The sequence below is a fragment of the Enterococcus raffinosus genome, from assembly GCF_019175485.1.
In the GTDB taxonomy this organism is placed as follows: Bacteria; Bacillota; Bacilli; order Lactobacillales; family Enterococcaceae; genus Enterococcus_A; species Enterococcus_A raffinosus.
Window position 1 is genome coordinate 1,042,037 of sequence record NZ_CP072888.1, and the last position, 17,831, is coordinate 1,059,867.

General features: G+C 40.7%; 19 protein-coding genes. 14 read left to right on the forward strand and 5 right to left on the reverse strand.

The window, feature by feature from the left end:
* Positions 1 to 2: 2 nt before the first annotated feature.
* The 3 genes from J9537_RS05095 (at position 3) to J9537_RS05105 (ending at position 3,373) form a co-directional block, all read left to right on the forward strand.
* The gene (locus J9537_RS05095) at positions 3 to 896 is read left to right on the forward strand and encodes an RluA family pseudouridine synthase (RefSeq protein WP_218256964.1); all 894 of its coding nucleotides are present in this window, start codon (positions 3 to 5) and stop codon (positions 894 to 896) included.
* 624 nt (positions 897 to 1,520) lie between these two features.
* A complete protein-coding gene (gene mgtE, locus J9537_RS05100; protein ID WP_010746491.1) occupies positions 1,521 to 2,891 on the forward strand; it encodes a magnesium transporter in 1,371 nt (456 codons plus the stop codon).
* Between the two features lie 41 nt (positions 2,892 to 2,932).
* The gene (locus tag J9537_RS05105) at positions 2,933 to 3,373 is read left to right on the forward strand and encodes an NUDIX domain-containing protein (protein ID WP_218256965.1); all 441 of its coding nucleotides are present in this window, start codon (positions 2,933 to 2,935) and stop codon (positions 3,371 to 3,373) included.
* A gap of 21 nt (positions 3,374 to 3,394) precedes the next feature.
* Here J9537_RS05105 and J9537_RS05110 read toward each other — a convergent pair whose 3' ends face one another.
* On the reverse strand, positions 3,395 to 4,195 hold the full coding sequence (locus J9537_RS05110) for a MurR/RpiR family transcriptional regulator (RefSeq protein ID WP_218256966.1): 801 nt from the start codon (positions 4,193 to 4,195) through the stop codon (positions 3,395 to 3,397).
* A 158-nt stretch (positions 4,196 to 4,353) separates the two neighbouring features.
* On the opposite strand from J9537_RS05110, the gene J9537_RS05115 reads away from it, so the two are divergent.
* Positions 4,354 to 5,802 (forward strand): glycoside hydrolase family 1 protein, encoded by a 1,449-nt coding sequence (locus J9537_RS05115; RefSeq protein WP_218256967.1) that lies wholly within the window; start codon positions 4,354 to 4,356, stop codon positions 5,800 to 5,802.
* Between the two features lie 64 nt (positions 5,803 to 5,866).
* Here the strand turns inward: J9537_RS05115 and J9537_RS05120 are convergent, their stop codons facing one another.
* On the reverse strand, positions 5,867 to 6,502 hold the full coding sequence (locus J9537_RS05120) for a copper homeostasis protein CutC (protein WP_218256968.1): 636 nt from the start codon (positions 6,500 to 6,502) through the stop codon (positions 5,867 to 5,869).
* Positions 6,503 to 6,689: 187 nt separating this feature from the next.
* Here J9537_RS05120 and J9537_RS05125 point away from each other — a divergent pair, with 187 nt between their 5' ends.
* From J9537_RS05125 to recD2, 4 genes are all read left to right on the forward strand, one after another.
* Entirely contained in the window at positions 6,690 to 7,544 is an 855-nt protein-coding gene (locus tag J9537_RS05125; protein WP_218256969.1) for a methyltransferase domain-containing protein, read from the forward strand.
* A 286-nt stretch (positions 7,545 to 7,830) separates the two neighbouring features.
* On the forward strand, positions 7,831 to 8,337 hold the full coding sequence (gene trmL, locus J9537_RS05130) for a tRNA (uridine(34)/cytosine(34)/5-carboxymethylaminomethyluridine(34)-2'-O)-methyltransferase TrmL (protein ID WP_218256970.1): 507 nt from the start codon (positions 7,831 to 7,833) through the stop codon (positions 8,335 to 8,337).
* A 25-nt stretch (positions 8,338 to 8,362) separates the two neighbouring features.
* Positions 8,363 to 9,019 carry a histidine phosphatase family protein gene (locus J9537_RS05135; RefSeq protein ID WP_218256971.1) on the forward strand — a complete coding sequence of 219 codons (657 nt, stop codon included), beginning with the start codon at positions 8,363 to 8,365 and terminating at the stop codon, positions 9,017 to 9,019.
* Between the two features lie 24 nt (positions 9,020 to 9,043).
* Positions 9,044 to 11,446 carry an SF1B family DNA helicase RecD2 gene (gene recD2, locus J9537_RS05140; RefSeq protein WP_218256972.1) on the forward strand — a complete coding sequence of 801 codons (2,403 nt, stop codon included), beginning with the start codon at positions 9,044 to 9,046 and terminating at the stop codon, positions 11,444 to 11,446.
* A 32-nt stretch (positions 11,447 to 11,478) separates the two neighbouring features.
* Here recD2 and J9537_RS05145 read toward each other — a convergent pair whose 3' ends face one another.
* Both J9537_RS05145 and J9537_RS05150 read right to left on the reverse strand, forming a co-directional pair.
* Positions 11,479 to 12,468 carry a diacylglycerol/lipid kinase family protein gene (locus tag J9537_RS05145; RefSeq protein WP_218256973.1) on the reverse strand — a complete coding sequence of 330 codons (990 nt, stop codon included), beginning with the start codon at positions 12,466 to 12,468 and terminating at the stop codon, positions 11,479 to 11,481.
* A gap of 133 nt (positions 12,469 to 12,601) precedes the next feature.
* Complete coding sequence (locus J9537_RS05150; protein WP_218256974.1) at positions 12,602 to 12,901, reverse strand: hypothetical protein; 300 nt, start codon at positions 12,899 to 12,901, stop codon at positions 12,602 to 12,604.
* Between the two features lie 188 nt (positions 12,902 to 13,089).
* Here J9537_RS05150 and J9537_RS05155 point away from each other — a divergent pair, with 188 nt between their 5' ends.
* Positions 13,090 to 13,593 carry a QueT transporter family protein gene (locus tag J9537_RS05155; protein WP_376713210.1) on the forward strand — a complete coding sequence of 168 codons (504 nt, stop codon included), beginning with the start codon at positions 13,090 to 13,092 and terminating at the stop codon, positions 13,591 to 13,593.
* A 42-nt stretch (positions 13,594 to 13,635) separates the two neighbouring features.
* Here the strand turns inward: J9537_RS05155 and cbpA are convergent, their stop codons facing one another.
* Positions 13,636 to 14,277, reverse strand: coding sequence for a cyclic di-AMP binding protein CbpA (cbpA, locus tag J9537_RS05160; protein WP_010746479.1), 642 nt, complete (start codon positions 14,275 to 14,277; stop codon positions 13,636 to 13,638).
* Positions 14,278 to 14,542: 265 nt separating this feature from the next.
* On the opposite strand from cbpA, the gene rpmG reads away from it, so the two are divergent.
* The 5 genes from rpmG (at position 14,543) to J9537_RS05185 (ending at position 17,741) form a co-directional block, all read left to right on the forward strand.
* Entirely contained in the window at positions 14,543 to 14,695 is a 153-nt protein-coding gene (gene rpmG, locus J9537_RS05165) for a 50S ribosomal protein L33 (RefSeq protein WP_010739830.1), read from the forward strand.
* Between the two features lie 24 nt (positions 14,696 to 14,719).
* Positions 14,720 to 14,890, forward strand: a complete 171-nt coding sequence (gene secE / locus J9537_RS05170) for a preprotein translocase subunit SecE (RefSeq protein WP_010746478.1) — start codon at positions 14,720 to 14,722, stop codon at positions 14,888 to 14,890.
* A 96-nt stretch (positions 14,891 to 14,986) separates the two neighbouring features.
* Positions 14,987 to 15,529 (forward strand): transcription termination/antitermination protein NusG, encoded by a 543-nt coding sequence (gene nusG, locus J9537_RS05175; protein ID WP_028020861.1) that lies wholly within the window; start codon positions 14,987 to 14,989, stop codon positions 15,527 to 15,529.
* Between the two features lie 184 nt (positions 15,530 to 15,713).
* Positions 15,714 to 16,580, forward strand: coding sequence for an alpha/beta fold hydrolase (locus J9537_RS05180; RefSeq protein WP_218256976.1), 867 nt, complete (start codon positions 15,714 to 15,716; stop codon positions 16,578 to 16,580).
* Positions 16,581 to 16,655: 75 nt separating this feature from the next.
* Complete coding sequence (locus J9537_RS05185; protein ID WP_218256977.1) at positions 16,656 to 17,741, forward strand: lactate oxidase; 1,086 nt, start codon at positions 16,656 to 16,658, stop codon at positions 17,739 to 17,741.
* Positions 17,742 to 17,831: the final 90 nt, after the last annotated feature.

Genomic DNA, 17,831 nt, shown 5'->3' on the forward strand with positions numbered 1-17,831 from the left:
TTGTGGAATTCAAATGGACTTATGAAGAGCAGACCAGCTCAATTGTACGGACGTTTTTAAAGCGTCAGGGCATTTCGAAAAAATTGCTGGCAAAAATTAAATTTCAAGGTGGAAAAATCTTAGTAAATGAGACAGAACAAAACGTCTTGTTTTCTCTAAAAACCCATGATATTGTAACTGTTGTGATTCCAGATGAGGAGCCCCATGAAACGTTACTGGCAGACGAAGTACCGATCGAGATTGTTTTTGAAGATGAGCATGTCCTTGTTGTAAATAAACCAGCCGGGATCGCCTCTATTCCAGCACAATACCATCCGCGAGGAACGATGGCGAATCGAGTCAAAGCATACTATGTGAAGCAAAACTATGCCAATCAGGTGGTGCATGTCGTAACTCGATTGGATCGAGATACCTCTGGCTTGATGCTGTTTGCCAAACATGGTTTCGCCCATGCCAAACTGGATCAAGGATTGCAGAAGAAGCAATTTGTCAAAAAATATCAAGCACTTGTTTCAGGAGAAGTGGATTCCCTACAGAGCCATGGGAATATTTCGATGCCGATTGGACGTGATCTATCCTCATTGTTGAAACGACAGGTCATTGAAACGGGTCAAAAAGCCGAAACAGAATATTGGTTGAAAAAGCGAAATCAGGTGTGTGCTTTAGTTGATATCCAGCTTCACACAGGTCGAACCCATCAAATACGAGTGCATTTTTCAGCAATCGGCTGTCCGCTTTTGGGTGACGAGCTATATGATGGTTCGCTAGATTTAGGCATTGAACGTCAGGCATTACACTGCTATTCACTGACCTTTCCCCATCCCTTCAACAATGAACCGTTGCATTTTGAACTGCCGTTGGCTGAAGATATGGCAACAATAGCAGCCACGATTTAAATAAAAGAAAATGCTGCTTTTCCCAGAAATTCAGAGACAAAGAACGAAACAAAAGAGATTAGAACAATTGCCAATCAAGCAGTATAGCAGAAGGATATCCGTGACGAAAATCGAGGCAATTTTTCTAAGGAAAATTGCTACATAAAAAAGAGGTAGGTTGTCAGTTCTGCTTTTCCCAGAAATTCAGAGACAAAGAACGAAACAAAAGAGATTAGAACAATGACCAAACAAGCAGTATAGCAGAAGGATATCCGTAACGAAAATCAAGGCAATTTTTCTATGAAAAATTGCTACATAAAAAAGAGGTAGGTTGTCAGTTCTGCTTTTCCCAGAAAATCAGAGTCAAAGAACGAAACTAAGAAGAGTCGAACAATGACCAAACAAGCAGTATAGCAGAAGGATATCCGTGACGAAAATCGAGGCAATTTATCTAAGGAAAATTGCTACACAAAAAAGAGGTAGGTTGTCAGTTCTGCTTTTCCCAGAAAATCAGAGTCAAAGAACGAAACTAAGAAGAGTCGAACAATGACCAAACAAGCAGTATAGCAGAAGGATATCCGTGACGAAAATCGAGGCAATTTTTCTAAGGAAAATTGCTACATAAAAAAGAGGTAGGTGAGATTGATGGATGAAAACCAAGAAGAGCTAGAAATACATTTCCAACAATTAAGGGAGGAACTGGACCAGAATGAACTGCAGTCCTTTCGTGATCATTTTCTAGAGATGCATTTCTATGATCAGGGGCAATTTTATCAATCTTTGAATCAAGAAGAGCGTCAACTGGTTTATTCCTATCTATCACCCAAAGAATTGGCCGATATGTTTGACGTCATTGAAGAAGACGATGAACATATGGATGAGTACCTGAGTGAGATGCGTCCACAGTATGCAGCGGACATGTTGTCTGAAATGTATACCGATAACGCGGTAGACTTACTGAATGAATTAGATAAAAAGCCAGTAGCGAAGTACCTGAGTCTAATGGATTCTGAGCATGCGAACGAGATTCGTGAGCTGCTGCATTACGAAGACGATACTGCCGGTTCATTGATGACCACGGAGTATGTCTCAATTGTAGCGAATCAAACGGTTCGTTCCGCCATGTATGTGTTAAAAAAAGAAGCACAAATTGCCGAGACAATCTATTATACTTATGTAGTAAATGATGAAAATCAGCTTGTAGGAGTTATTTCTCTACGTGATCTGATCGTGAATGACGATGATACGATGGTCTCTGATGTCATGAGCGAACGGGTGATATCTGTTCACGTAGGTGATGATCAAGAGGATGTAGCGCAGACCTTCCGTGACTACGATTTCCTGGCGTTACCGGTCACAGATTATGAAGATCATTTATTAGGGATCGTTACCGTCGATGATATCATTGACGTTATCGATGATGAAGCGGCCAGCGATTACTCTGGTTTGGCCGGGGTCAATGTCGAAGAAGTGGATGAGAATCCCGTCAAAGCGGCTTCTAGACGGTTGCCATGGTTGATTACGCTGCTATTTTTAGGAATGACCACAGCCACCTTGATCAATCACTACGAGGCATTGGTAAGTAAGGCGAGTATTTTGGCTGTCTTTATCTCATTGATCACTGGGACTGCCGGAAATGCCGGGACCCAATCACTAGCGGTAGCTGTACGTCGATTGGCGATTTCTGATGACAATGAGAAAAATTTTGGTAAACTGGTCTTGGGTGAAATCTTGACAGGACTTGTTACGGGCTTTGTGACAGGTGTGACGATTTTCATTATTGTAGGTATTTGGAAGCATAATTTTATTTTAGGCTTTGTGATTGGAACAGCAATGATGGCAGCAATTACCGTGGCTACTTTGGCAGGTAGCTGGATTCCGATGATTATGGAAAAGCTGGGCTTTGATCCAGCCGTTGCCAGTGGGCCATTCATTACCACGCTGAGTGATTTGACAAGCGTGTTGATTTACTTTAATATTGCCAGTCTCTTTATGGAACGATTCATCGGTAGTTAAGTGTAACTGAAAAGACATATGCTGAAAGTAGTGAGAAAATTTTGAAAAAAGCTTATGCCGTTATTATTCGCAATGGATTGATTTTGCTTGTTCGACGTCAAGGGGTACCTGTGTGGGATTTACCAGGCGGGGATCTTTTGCCTGATGAGAATGAGCGAGAGGGAATTCAGCGTTTAGTTAAGGAGTTGCTGGCGTTTGACAGCAACGTTGAAGATTTGATTGGCATCTATACAAAAGAGCATTATGATGATATTACCTATGTTTATAAGGTCCAAGAAGCGGTTTCCCAAAGTAAAATGGACTCCCATGAATACGTGGCGTTCAATTTCTTTGATCTCCAGAATTTACCGTTGAACATTTTTCCTGATCGCCTTCGACAGATCAAGGACTATAAGACAGGACGATATCCCGTGCGTCTTCGCTTAAAAGAAAATAAATGGTTCTTTAAATTAAAATCATTCATCAAAGAAAAAAGAAAATGATTCGCAGTTGTCATAAGCGAATCATTTTCTTTTTTCATTTAGGCTGGCATAGCGGCGAACAAAATAATCACAGAAAAATTCTAATGGATAGTTCCCAATTTGAACATAGTTGGTACTGGTCAAGTTTAAAACCTGATCAAAAAGGTTTGTAATCAAATTTTGTGTGTGCTGAGTGATCAGAACAGAATGGGCTGGTCGTTTACTAATTTGATTGATCAAATCGACATGGCTGGTCAGGATGGTCCCGTAGGAGGAAAGAACCAAGATCACTGTATTTTCATCCGCCTGTTGAATCGCAATTTTTTGAAGCGCCTCATTTTCTGGAACATGAGTCAATTTGTTTGAAGCGATAAAATCAACCTGCATATTTCGAGCAAGCTCTAAAGTGGTTGTATAGCCGATGAGAATGACTCTTTCAGCGTCCCTTATTTTTTCAAGCAAACAATCAACGAGTCCATAATCCATATTCGTCAGGATGTCCTTTAATGCCGCACTTATTTCAGCAGCATAATTTGTCAGAAAAGCTTCTGGCTGATCCTGCAACTGCTGAAAGTCTGCTTTTTTCATTCTTAAAGAGTTATAGCTTTTCATTCGTTCGTTGGTATCAAGTGCCTCCCTTAGATGTGAAAAGGACGAAAAGCCAAAAGTTTGGCAAAAACGCGTCATCGTCGCAGGAGAAACAAAACACTGTTCGGCGATTTGCGAGATTGTTAATTTTTGAATTTCCTCTTGGTGTGTAAAGAGATAGGCGATGATTTTTGAATAGGTTTTATCAGAATTGTGCCGATTTAAATAATTCAACAGCTCATAAATATTGAACATAGGACGACTCCTTTTTTTAGAGATCATTTTCATGTTTATGAAAATAAACAGCGAAAAAGAAAATGCCTTCGCAAAGGTGAAACCAGCAAGCGTTTCATCTGTGCTAGACTAATAAAGTAATGATAATTATACACTAATTGTTCAGAAGGGATGAGAAGATGAGTAAATTTCCAAAAAATTTTTTATGGGGCGGCGCAGTCGCTGCGAATCAATGGGAAGGTGCATTCTTAGAGGACGGAAAAGGCTGGTCAACGGCGGATACGGCTCTTTTTGAGGAAAATCCTGATAAAGTAAATATTTCATTGCTTCAACCTATGACCACTGAAAAAGTTGAATTTGCTATGAAGGATACGGAAGGAATCTATCCGAAGCGTTTTGGGATTGATGCTTATCATCATTATAAAGAAGATATTGCATTGTTTGCGGAGATGGGGTTCAAAACGTTTCGATTGTCGATTTCATGGCCGCGAATTTTTCCAAACGGAGATGATCGTGAACCAAATGAAGCAGGCTTGGCTTTCTACGATTCGTTATTTGACGAATGCTTAAAGTACGGAATCGAACCTTTAGTGACGATTTCTCACTATGAATTTCCTTTAGCTTTGTCATTAAAACAAAACGGGTGGGAAAGTCGCGAAACGGTGGATGCTTTTGTCCGTTATGCGAAAGTATTATTCAAGCGCTATCAAGGGAAAGTAAAATATTGGCTGACCTTTAATGAAATCAATATCATTGGCATGACTGGATATTTAAGTGGCGGCTTATTAGCAGATAAGACGGATAATATGCTGCAAGCTCAATATCAGGCAGCCCATCATCAGTTTATTGCCAGTGCACTAACAGTCAAAGCTTGTCACGAGATGCTGCCGGATGCGCAGATCGGTTGTATGCTTGCTCGTCAGGAGGCTTATCCTGAAACGTCGAATCCGTTGGATGTTATGGAGAGTGTGGAGGCGGATCATACGAATCTATTCTATTCTGACGTTCAGATTCGTGGGTATTACCCTCGTTATATGGAGAAATTCTTCCGTGATCACCAGATTGAGATCAAAAAGGAAGCCGGAGACGATGAAATTTTAAGACAAGGTGTCGTAGATTTCATGTCCTTCAGTTACTATATGAGCAGCATTGCTCCCCATGAGAAATCAGGAGAAGAAACTACTGGAAATCTATTAGGCTCTAAGAAAAATCCATACTTAGCAGCAAGTGATTGGGGCTGGCAAATTGATCCGGTCGGTTTGCGGATTACACTGCATAAATTGTATGATCGTTATCAAATCCCACTGTTTATTGTTGAAAACGGCTTAGGGGCAAAAGATGTTGTCACAGAAGATGGAAAAATCCATGATGATTATCGAATCGATTATTTACGTGACCACATTAACGAAATGGCGAAGGCGATTGATGAAGGCGTCGAATTAATGGGCTATACCCCTTGGGGCTGTATTGATTTGATCAGCGCCAGCACCAGTGAGATGGCGAAGCGCTATGGGTTCATTTACGTGGATCAAGATGATAAAGGCAATGGTTCATTGGACCGCTTGAGAAAAGATTCTTTCTACTGGTACAAAGAAGTTATTGCGACGAATGGCGAGAACTTAGCGTAATCAAAAAGACCTGACACAGCTTTTTTAGTTGCTGCGTCAGGTCTTTTTATTTGAATAGTTATGTCTAAAATTGAACGACTTTTGTTCCATGAACCTCGCTGACGCCTAAAGCTTGAGCGATTTTTTCTGCATTTGACGCAGTGATGCCACCGCCGGGCAGGATGATAATCCGTCCAGCCGCGTAATCGACGAGCTCTTTAAGATGAGGAAGATTGTCCTCGATAGAAGTCGATAAAGGTCCGCCGTGAGTCAGGATTCTGTCAATTCCTAATTGGACAAACCAATCAATGGTCTTAAATTGTTCTTCTTTTGACAGCTCATCAAAAGCCATATGAAAAGTCGTTAATAAGCCTTCACTGTTGCCCATCAGCATTTCCAGAGCTTCTTCGTCCACTTCATTGTCTTCGGTCAAACACCCGAAAACAACACCATCTGTTCCCGCATTTTTAGCATGGATCAAATCATTTTCCATTATTTTCAATTCAATATCGTTGTAGACAAAGTTGCCGCCACGTGGACGAATCATTGTCATAACAGGAACGTGCTTTTCACCAGCGTAAGCTAGGACTTCTTCGATAACCCCCATGCTTGGCGTGGTGCCGCCTACAGCCAAGTTGTCACATAGCTCGATGCGTCCTGCACCTGCTTGGATCGCTTTGGGAATATCCGTATAATTTTCTGCACAAAATTCTTTAATCAAGATTGAATCCTCCAATTGTGTCCTAATTTTTGAAAAATCAAGCCTAAGAGATGTCGCCTTTTTAAGCTCAGGGATCTCTCCCGATTTGTTTGACGAATCAACGTCTCGCGTATAGTTTAGCACATCTCGACGATAGTAGGAATAGAAGAACTATGCTATGATAGGAGAGCAAAAAAGGAGTGGAAAGATGCTTAAAAAAATTGATCGGGGAGTATTATTTTTGGCTGAGCAGCAGGAATTGTTTCGTTGTCCAAAATGTCACCGTGAAATGACCCAACGAGAGAAGAGCTTGATTTGTGGTGAAGGCCATCGCTTTGACTTATCAAAAAAAGGTACGGTGTATTTTTTAGATCATCAGATCAAGACGGACTATGACAATGAAATGTTTGCCCCACGGGGACGAATGATTCGTTCTGGGATGTACCAGCCTGTAATTGAAAAGATTGCGGAATTAATGCAGACTGGGAATTTATTGGATGTCGGCTGCGGTGAAGGAAGTTTCCTACAGCAGATTACCCAGCGAAAGGAAAATCCAGTATCGATTGGTTTTGATATTGCTAAGGAAGGCATATATCTTGCGAGTAATCAACCGATGGAGGCTTTTTGGTGTGTCGCGGATTTGACGAATCTGCCTTTTGCGGACGATTCTTTTGATACAATCCTAAATATTTTTTCGCCTTCACACTATCGCGAATTTAAGCGAGTGATGAAGCCTGATGGTTGTGTGGTCAAAATTGTTCCTCAAGCGGGCTACTTAAAGGAATTGCGAGAGGTGTACCATCCTGATGGGGAAACGTACTCCAATGAAGCAGTTATTCAGCGCTTCACAGAGGAGCTTTCGATTGCCCACCGGGAACGGGTGACCTATGAGTATGATATACCAGAAGAAAATCGATTGGATTTACTGGAGATGTCACCGTTGGAATGGAAGGTTTCTCCAGCTGTAAAAGCGAAATTAGCGGCGAATCCTTTGAAGAAGATAACAGTAGATATCGAAATATTAAAAGGTTATGAGAGTAATCGCTTTCATTCAAATTCCTGAAAATAGAAGGTTGCATTTGTGACTTCGTGATGTTATAGTACTAACAAGTTGTTTTTCATTGGTTTTTATCAGGTTCCTGTTCTGATAAAAGTTAGTGAAAAGTGCTTCACTAACGTAGCGACTCGCCGTGCTAGACACCGAGTTGGTACGTTTTTTTTTATGCGAATTCCTGAACATGCTTCTTGTGTTTGTGAATTAGACAGATTTGTGTAGATAAAACAATGAAGGAGCTATCATAGAATAGCTTTGTGAAATAAAGACTGAAATAAGAACGAGGGAAATCAACATGACAAACCATATTGTACTATTTGAACCGCAGATTCCAGCGAATACAGGGAACATTGCACGAACTTGTGCGGCGACCAATTCACCCTTGCACCTGATTGAACCGTTGGGGTTTTCAACAGATGATAAGCATTTAAAGCGTGCAGGTCTTGATTACTGGAATGATGTAAATATTACTTATCACGAAAATCTAGCAGCATTTCTAGAGTACTTAGGCGATCAGCAGCTGCATTTGATCACAAAGTTTGCGAATGCGACGTATTCAGAAATCGATTATACAGACGACGCGGATCATTTCTTTATGTTTGGGAAAGAAACTACGGGGCTGCCAGAAGAGTTTATGCGAGAAAATGAAGAAAAATGTTTGCGCATCCCTATGAATGATGAACATGTTCGTTCATTGAATCTTTCAAATACGGTGGCTTTAGTTGTATACGAAGCGTTACGTCAGCAAAGCTTTCCAAATTTAGAATTGACGCATCATTATGATAACGATAAGTTAGACTAGAGATTAGACGCGGAAAGGGATTTTTATGAAACTGTATTTTACTCGTCATGGAAAAACACAATGGAATCAAGAGAAACGTTTCCAGGGAATGATGGGAGATTCTCCATTATTACCTGAAAGTAAAGAAGCAATTAAAATGCTTGGAAAAGAATTGAAGGATACCCCCTTTGAGAAGATTTATACGAGTACATTGAAGCGGGCATACCTAACCGCAGAAGGGATCAATAAGCAGCTAACGCAGCCAACGGAAATCGTACGTTCAGAGGATTTAAGAGAGCTTGGCTTAGGGAAATTGGAAGGACAGCTGATTCCAGTGATTGAGGAACGCTACCCTAAAGATATGGTCAACCTGCGTCATCACTTGGACTTGTATGATCCAGCTCCCTTTGACGGAGAGAAAATTGAAGATATGCTAAATCGCATCAATCATTTAGTCGAACAAGCAGTCGCAGAAGCAGAAGAGGGACCGCTTCTTTTTGTCGGTCACGGAGCGGCATTAACCGCGGCTATCCAAGCATTGATGGGAAAGCCGTTAAGTCAATTAAGAGAGATGGGCGGACTTTTTAATAATAGCCTGACAATTTTAGAAGCAACGAGCAGTAAACCACCGTATGAATTGATCCAATGGAATGACGTCAGCTTTTTAGAAGGCACCGGAGCCAAACCAGATTCACTATTATAATAGGAAGTAGAAGGGAGGAGCGAAATGTCGGAAGAACAGCTATACATTGTAGGAACACTAAAAGCGATCTTTTTCCAAAATCCTAGTAATTTTTATAAGGTGTTGCTGATTAAAGTCAGTGAAACCAATAGTGACTATCTTGAACAAGAGATCGTTGTTACGGGAAGTTTTGGTGATGTGCAAGAGGATGAAGACTATCGCTTCTTCGGACATTTTGTTGATCATCCTCGTTACGGAAAACAATTTTTAGTAGAAAGCTATGAACAGGCGCATCCTACTTCTGCCAACGGTTTGATTAATTACCTTTCCAGCGAAAAATTTCCTGGGATCGGAAAGATAACCGCTGAGAAAATCATCGAGGTTTTAGGAGAAGAGGCCATTGATCAGATTATGGAGAATCCGGCAGTATTAGCAAAGGTTCCTAATCTCAATGCGAAGAAGCAGAAGGTGATCGTAGACACGATTCGTCAAAATCATGGGATGGAACAAATCATCGTCGGCTTGAGCCGTTATGGCTTCGGCAGTCATCTTTCCTTTGCGATTTTTCAGACCTATCGAAACGAGGCTCTGGAGATCATTGCCGAAAATCCTTATCAGCTGGTTGAAGATATCGAAGGCATCGGCTTTAAAAAGGCAGATAGTCTTGCTGAGCAGTTAGGGATAGCCGCGGATAGTCCGCAGCGTATTCGCGCCGCGATTTTTCATCAGGTCAATGAAGATGCCAATCAAAGCGGGGATACATATGTCGAGGCGCAGCAATTACTGACTGAAGTTCTGCAGCTTCTAGAAACAACCCGTCCAGTGGAGATAGCGCCAGATCGAATTGCTACGATGATTATCCAATTGGTGGAGGAGGAAAAGATTCAGCAGGAAGCCACCAAAATTTATGAGAATACTTTGTTTTATAGTGAATGGGGCATTGCTTCTTCGATTGAGCGACTGCTAGCTCGTAAAAAAGAAATCAATTATCCTCAAGCGACCATTGATAAAAAGCTGCGCTTGATTGAGAAACAGCTAAAGATCACTTATGGCGACTCACAGGATCAAGCGATTAAAGAAGCGATTCGCTCCCCGTTGTTTATCCTAACAGGGGGACCCGGAACAGGGAAAACAACGGTAATTAACGGGATCGTTAAGCTATTCGCTGAATTAAATGATTTGTCTTTGGACCCAAAAGATTATACGAACGCAGTTTTTCCAATTCTTTTAGCGGCACCGACAGGTCGTGCAGCGAAACGTATGAATGAAACGACTGGTCTGCCAGCAAGTACGATCCATCGTTTATTGGGCTTGAATGCCAATGATGATACGCCAGATATTGATGCCAAAGAACTTGATGGCGGCTTGTTGATAGTGGATGAAATGTCAATGGTAGATACATGGTTGGCAAATACGCTGTTAAAGGCAATCCCTAATAACATGCAGGTGATTTTGGTGGGAGATAAGGACCAATTGCCATCTGTTGGTCCGGGACAAGTTTTCCACGATTTGCTGCAAATTGCAGACATCCCAAAGATGGAATTGACGGATATTTATCGTCAAGGAGACGGTTCTTCTATTATTCCACTAGCTCATGAGATCAAAGATGGCAAGTTGCCGCAGAATTTTAGAAAAAACCAACAGGACCGCTCTTTCATTGCTTGCCATGCGTTTCAAATGGAAGAAGTTGTTAAACAGGTGGTTGAACGAGCGAAGAAAAAAGGATTCACGGCCCAAGACGTTCAAGTTTTAGCGCCAATGTATCGTGGTCCTGCTGGGATCGATGCGATCAATAAGATGATGCAGGAGATTTTCAATCCCAATGATGGACGGAAAAAAGAGGTTCAATGGAACGATGTAGTTTATCGGATCGGTGACAAGGTTCTTCAGTTAGTCAACAATCCAGAGCTCAACGTCTTCAATGGTGACATGGGAATCATAGTTGGAATTATTCCTGCGAAAGAATCGGATGATAAAGTAGATGAACTGGTCATCCAGTTTGACAGTAATGAAGTTAGCTACAAGCGTACAGAATGGAACAAGATCAAACTTTCCTACTGCTGTTCGATTCATAAGGCGCAAGGTAGCGAATTTAAAATGGTGTTGTTGCCCATGGTAAAACAATATTCTCGAATGCTGCAACGAAACTTACTTTATACCGCAGTGACACGCAGCAAGGATTTGTTGATCTTATTAGGGGAAGAAGAGGCTTTTCAAGCCTGTGTCAACCGAGAGTCCGCCGTGCGAAAAACCACTCTGATCGAACGGATCATGAAGGGTGTGGACGTAGCACCAGTACAGCCTAAGGTAGAGCCCTTTGAAGCTGTAGAGGAAAAACAAAAAGCAGCGAAGAATGAACCCGCTACATTAACACCAAAATTAATTGCTGCCCAAACCATCGACCCGATGATCGGGATGGAGGGTGTTACGCCAGCAATGTTTATGTAAGCAAAAAAGGACTGAAAAATAAATCTACGGATTTATTTTTCAGTCCTTTTGTCGGCATACCAGATATATTGGGTTGCCGTGGAGAAGTTCATATCAAAGGAACGTTCCCCCATATCTTCACCATCTGCTTGACCATGCTGCGGAACGACAGAAACGATTCGAATTTTACTGCTGGTAAAATGCTGATAGTGTTTGTTCGTTGTATGCTTCTTCCGCAAAAGCTGAAGTAAAAAGCGCAAAATTGCAGGCAGATTCGGCTTCTCAACCACCACAAGATCGATCGCATCTTTCTTTGGATCAGCCATAGGTGCAATAGCTACCCCACCACCAAAATAAGGGATGTTTGTAGTGGTACATAGAAAGGTCCGCTGGAAACTCAAGCTTTGTCCGTTCAATTCAACAAGAATCGGAAACGTTTTTTGAGTAAAGATTGCTTTTACTAGGTACAACGCATAAGAAGCTGATCCAAGGTGGTATTTATTCAATACTTTTTTTGAAGTAGAGGCATTTGTCGTCGCAACGATCAAGGCATCTAAGCCGATTCCCACATTATTCAAAATAATCCCCTGTTCTTCACGAATTTTTTCTTCGTAATGAAAGACGTTGATTGGTTGCGGCTGTAAAGCAGAAGTAATTTGCTCAAAGGCCTTTTCCGGATCACGTGACAAGCCGATTCCGCGAGCAAAATCATTTCCTGAGCCTGCGGGAATATAGCTGACTGGACGCTGGATATCCATAGCGTAAAATTGATTGACAACTTGATGCAATGTCCCGTCACCGCCGATGACGACTAACAGATGAAACGAATGATCGATATGTTCCTTCTCGCAGTCTTTTGACCAAGGGCTCAGTAACGCAACGAGTCGTTCAACAATTTCTCTTTCATCGCCTGGCTTTTCCGTATAATAAGGCGTGTATGTATAATCACCGTCATCTAGCAGTTGGATGATTTTCTTTGCAGTTTTTGCCGCATTGCCGCTGCCGGCTGCGGGATTAATTAATATATGATAATGAAAATTCATGTTCTCGATCCTTTCAAAAATTGATTATAACAGAGTAACGAAAGGAACTGTAGAAAATTGAATCATTTTTCATTAATCAAGACAATGAAAAAATCGCTATTCACAAGGAAAAGGGAAAGAAATCTGCTGTTTTTTAGTTTTTCTTAGCTTTCTGGATAAACCAATCAATAATTTTTTTCTCGTAGTTTGAAGCGAGATAGTCGTTGTTAACAGTTATCGTTTGCATACTCTTATCAAATGTAACGACGAGCGTTCCCCATATCGAAAAGAGCAATTGATTCTCCGTGTTTTCGATTTTATATTTTTCTACTAATGGGGCGCGAGTACTGCAGCAACCGTAATTTCCAGGAGTCCAGCGTTCCTTGATAATTGCTTGCCCTTCTTTTTCTGCCTGTAAATACAGCTGTTCTAATTCACTGTCTATACCGATCATGATGAATCCCCTCCTACTTAAACGCCATTTCTATGAAGAGTGTATCATCGGAAGCTTGAAAAATTCAATGTAAAGCCCTTCGATAAAAATCGAGAGTTGACTTACATTCTGAAACAACGTATGCTGTATAAGGTTTACAGCGGTTCATCAACCATCCCGCTTTAAAAAAACTCGGAGAAAGAAGGAAAATTATGAATATGGTAGAAAGAAAGCGAGTCAATGTCGTGGTGACGAATGGCATCATTATGGCGCTTTATTTGGCTCTGACGGTTTTAGTTTCGCCGGTAGCATCTGGCGCGATTCAGTTTCGTATCTCAGAAAGCTTGAATCACTTGGTCGTATTTAATCGAAAATATCTATGGGGAATCTTTGGCGGAGTCGTCGTCTATAATGCGATTTTTGGTATGGGCTGGCTCGATGTGGTCTTCGGAGGAGGGCAAACGTTATTGGCTCTATCTTTAACGGCGATTTTACAGAATGTCGTAAAGAATACGAAGATCCGTTTAGCATTAAACGTTCTGTTCTTTAGTGCAAGTATGTTTCTCATTGCATTGATGCTGAATTTGACCGCTCAATGGCCTTTTTGGCCAACTTACGGCTGGACTGCCTTAAGTGAAGCAATCATTATGACTGTTTCAGCACCGATTATGTATTATTTGAATAACCGTTTGCATTTCGCAAAGCAAATATAAAAAATGGTGATCCTAAAACTAGGGTCACCATTTTTAATTAATCTAGTCTTGCATCGTTAAGGATTCTACTTCTTGAATCTCAAAGTGTTTTCGTTCCAGATGATCAATGATATGATTTAGTTTATTTTCATCGACCCCAGCGGGCAAGGTGAACAAGGTCCGACGTCCTTTAAATTCTTGACCAACATCAAGCGTAATACAGCTGGCGATGGTCGTAAACTTAGAGATAATCTTAGACATCGCTGCTAAATCACCGCGTTTTCCTGTAGAAACAACAGTGATGACATAGCTGCCAGTTTGAATATTCCAGGATTGGGAAAGCATGTTCAATAATGTACTGTGGGTCAAGATACCATAAAAATGGTGATCCTCATCTAAAACAGTAATATATGGCAATTCTTTAATCGTAAAAAAGATTTTAAAAAAGGAAGTATCTAAAGAGATAAATTTTGTTGCGTTTTTCAGCAAGTGAGTGACTGGTAAATCCATGTCGCCGCCATTTGCTTTGTGCCGGTAAATGTGCATCTTGTAGATATTGCCTCGGAAAATTTGATTGCTCTCATCTAGAATCGGTACACAACGGAAACCGGTGCCTTCTAAAATATCCAGCGCCTCTTGTAATGTCGTTGATTCATTGATCGTCGTCAAATTATCTTTCGGATAAACGAGACTTTTTAATAACATCCAATAACCCTCCAATAAAGCTATTCATTCTTTCATCATATTATCATATTCTACTAGAGAAAGAAATTCATTTTAGAAACAATTCAAATTGAAGGGGCACGGCTCTTAATGAAAGATTGACAGAAAAAAAGATAGATGATAATGTTAATCTGTGACTTTTCGAGTTTCCATCTGTAATAGTAAACATTTAAAAAATAAGGCATGAAAATCAGACTCATTTCTACAGAAAAATGAATCTATTAATAAGAATTAGGAGTAGATCGCTATGGCAACAAAGAAAGCGGCTCTGGCCTGCACGGTTTGTGGTTCAAGAAACTACACAAAATCAGTGAGTGAAGGCAAACGCGGGGAGCGTTTAGAGATCAATAAGTTTTGTAAACATTGTAATCAGTATACGATACATAAAGAAACCAAATAATTAATTGACTAGGAGGATAATCAATTGAACTTTTTACGCAGTGTTAGAGAGGAAATGAAACTTGTTTCATGGCCCTCAAAAAAACAATTACGTCATGATTCGCTTGTTGTAATCGAAACAGCAATCATTTTTGCTTTGATGTTTTTCATCATGGATACAGCGATTCAAGCATTGATCAATTTGATCATTCGCTAGTAGCCAATTCAAAAAAAGCATGTTATACTGTTTGAGAGAAAAAACCTTGGTACTACTGAGGTTTTTTTATTTTAGAACGAGGAGCCGATGGCGAAAATGGAATCTTTTGAAAAACAATGGTATGTGCTGCATACTTATTCCGGCTATGAGAACAAAGTAAAAGCAAACTTAGAATCACGTGCACAAAGTATGCGGATGGAAGACTATATTTTCCGTGTAGTTGTCCCAGAAGAAACAGAAACAGAAGTTAAAGGCGGTAAAGAAAAAGAAATCGTCCATAAGACTTTCCCTGGATACGTGTTAGTAGAAATGGTCATGACGGATGATTCTTGGTATGTGGTTCGTAATACACCAGGTGTGACTGGCTTCGTCGGTTCACACGGTGCCGGAAGTAAGCCAGCGCCATTGATGCCTGAGGAAATCAATCATATCCTACGCTCGTTAGGTATGAGTACTCGCCAGCACGATCTTGAAGTAGAAGTAGGCGAAACAGTAAAAATCATCGAAGGAGCCTTTGCTGGACTGGAAGGTGTTATTACTGAGATTGATGAAGAGCGCGATAAAATCAAAGCTAACATTGATATGTTCGGTCGTGAAACGAGTACCGAGTTAGACTTCGACCAAATCGATAAAATTTAACTAGCAAATTAAGCTGAGACAAGAGGTCTCGGCTTTTTTTGACAATAATTAAACTCACGGACAAGGTTCTTAAACTTTTGACTCTTTTTATTGAGATAACGACAAGATGTGCCTATAGTAGAAGATAAGAAACGAAAAGTGATGGCCATTACTTTAATCTAGAAACGGAAATGGAGCTATAAGGTTGAAAAAAATATTACTCAGTTTAGTTGCTGCGGCGACAATTTTGGTGCTTGTCGGTTGCGGTTCTGGTGAAACAAAGCAAACAGAAAAGACGGGGAAATCGCAAGCTACAGCGACCGTTCATGAGAAGGACGTTGTTAAAAGCACAGTACCGACTGTCTTTATTCACGGGTATGGCGGGACGATCAATTCCTTTGGCGGAATGATTCAGCGTTTATCTAATGAAGGAGAAACGAAAAGAGAAATGCTGATTACTGTCCAGTCAGACGGGTCCTTAAACGTTGATGGACAATTAAGCCATAAAAAAAATAACCCGAGTATCCAAGTGTTGTTTGCCGCTAACAAAGACAATGAATGGAATCAAACTGATTGGATCTATAGTGTTTTAAGATACTTAAAGCAGCAAGGAATCGATCAGGTCAATTTAGTGGGGCACTCGATGGGGGGCGTAAGTTCTTTGCGCTATTTAACGACGTATGGACAACCGACGGATGCAGCGAAGATTGATAAGTTTGTTTCTATTGGAGCGCCCTTCAATGATTTTAACGATACGGCAGAGAATCAGTCCATCGATGATTTACTGAACAATGGTCCTTCTCCGCAAGCTAGTCGGTATGTGGATTACAGCAACGGAATCAGTCATGTGCCAAGTTCATTGCCAATATTATTGTTGGCCGGAAAATTGAGCGAGAATGAGACTTCAGATGGGACGGTACCATTAACTAGCGCATTAGCAACCTATTCTTTACTGAAAGCTCATGGTAATCCAGTTAGCTATCAGATTTTTACTGGACCAAATGCTCAACATAGTCAATTGCATGAGAATGCTGGCGTTGATAAAGTTGTTTCAGAATTTTTATGGAAATAGGAAGACAAGTTTCTTGCTTACTTTTTGTAAGAGTATTATGATAACTCATGTATTCAAAAGAAAGAAGGAGTTATCATGACTTATCAAGCAAGTAACGAAGAACATCCAATTGACATTATAAATATTGCCTCATTAGAAGGTCGCGTAAAAGAACGCATGGAAAAAGGTGCTTTCGGCTATATTCGCGGTGGTTCTGAAGACGAATGGACAATGAAAGAAAACACTTCTTCATTTAATAATAAAACGATCATGCCAAGAGTATTACGTGGAATTGATCATGCGGATCTTCATACGAAACTTTGGGATATTGATTTGGCAACACCAATTATCCAAGCGCCATCTGCTGCACAAGGTTTGGCTCATGAAAAAGGGGAAGCAGATACCGCTAAAGGTGTTGCGGCAGCTGGTTCAATCTTTTCAATCAGCACTTATGCCAATACAACAATTGAAGATGCGCCACAATTTTTCCAATTATATATGAGTAAAGATGACGGCTTTAACGAATTCATTTTAGAAAAAGCTGTTCAAGCAGGAGCGAAAGCAATTATATTAACGGCGGATTCTACACTTGGTGGATACCGTGAAGAAGATATTATTAATAATTTCCAATTTCCTCTACCAATGCCTAACCTAGCAGCATATAGCGCAAAAAGTGCCAGCGGTGACGGTGAAGGCAAAGGAATCGCAGAAATTTATGCGGCAGCAAAACAAGGATTAGTTCCTGAAGATATTAAGAAAATCAAAGACTTGACGAACTTACCTGTTTTCGTCAAAGGCATTCAATCCCCAGAAGATGCTGAAGTAGCAATTGCAGCTGGTGCGGACGGTATTTGGATTTCAAATCACGGCGGCCGTCAATTAGATGGTGGACCAGCATCCTTCGATGTATTGCCATTAATTGCAGGCGTTGTAAACAAACGAGTGCCAATCGTTTTCGATAGTGGCGTACGTCGCGGTGAGCATGTCTTCAAGGCCCTTGCTAGTGGTGCAGATTTAGTTGCCATTGGTCGCCCAGTAATTTATGGGTTAAATCTTGGAGGTGCTGAAGGAGTAACCTCTGTGTTCGAACATTTAAACAAAGAATTATCAATCACGATGCAGCTTGCAGGAACAAAAACGATTGATGAAGTAAAAAATACGCGTCTAAATGATGCAAAATAACTAGTATATATAGGCTTTACCGAGAAAAAGAATTTCTTGGTAAAGCTTTTTTTTGCGTTTATCTTGCTTACTCCTTTTTTTTAGTTTATG

Excerpts from the sequence above, each read along its gene's own strand:
- cbpA (WP_010746479.1), bottom strand. The coding sequence starts at position 14,277 with ATGTTATTAAAAAGTCTCGTTTATCCGAAAGATAATTTGACGACGATC.
- J9537_RS05135 (WP_218256971.1), top strand. The coding sequence starts at position 8,363 with ATGAAACTGTATTTTACTCGTCATGGAAAAACACAATGGAATCAAGAG.
- J9537_RS05145 (WP_218256973.1), bottom strand. The coding sequence starts at position 12,468 with ATGAATTTTCATTATCATATATTAATTAATCCCGCAGCCGGCAGCGGC.
- rpmG (WP_010739830.1), top strand. The coding sequence starts at position 14,543 with ATGGCAACAAAGAAAGCGGCTCTGGCCTGCACGGTTTGTGGTTCAAGA.
- J9537_RS05150 (WP_218256974.1), bottom strand. The coding sequence starts at position 12,901 with ATGATCGGTATAGACAGTGAATTAGAACAGCTGTATTTACAGGCAGAA.
- recD2 (WP_218256972.1), top strand. The coding sequence starts at position 9,044 with ATGTCGGAAGAACAGCTATACATTGTAGGAACACTAAAAGCGATCTTT.
- J9537_RS05115 (WP_218256967.1), top strand. The coding sequence starts at position 4,354 with ATGAGTAAATTTCCAAAAAATTTTTTATGGGGCGGCGCAGTCGCTGCG.
- mgtE (WP_010746491.1), top strand. The coding sequence starts at position 1,521 with ATGGATGAAAACCAAGAAGAGCTAGAAATACATTTCCAACAATTAAGG.
- trmL (WP_218256970.1), top strand. The coding sequence starts at position 7,831 with ATGACAAACCATATTGTACTATTTGAACCGCAGATTCCAGCGAATACA.
- J9537_RS05125 (WP_218256969.1), top strand. The coding sequence starts at position 6,690 with ATGCTTAAAAAAATTGATCGGGGAGTATTATTTTTGGCTGAGCAGCAG.
- nusG (WP_028020861.1), top strand. The coding sequence starts at position 14,987 with ATGGAATCTTTTGAAAAACAATGGTATGTGCTGCATACTTATTCCGGC.
- J9537_RS05185 (WP_218256977.1), top strand. The coding sequence starts at position 16,656 with ATGACTTATCAAGCAAGTAACGAAGAACATCCAATTGACATTATAAAT.
- J9537_RS05110 (WP_218256966.1), bottom strand. The coding sequence starts at position 4,195 with ATGTTCAATATTTATGAGCTGTTGAATTATTTAAATCGGCACAATTCT.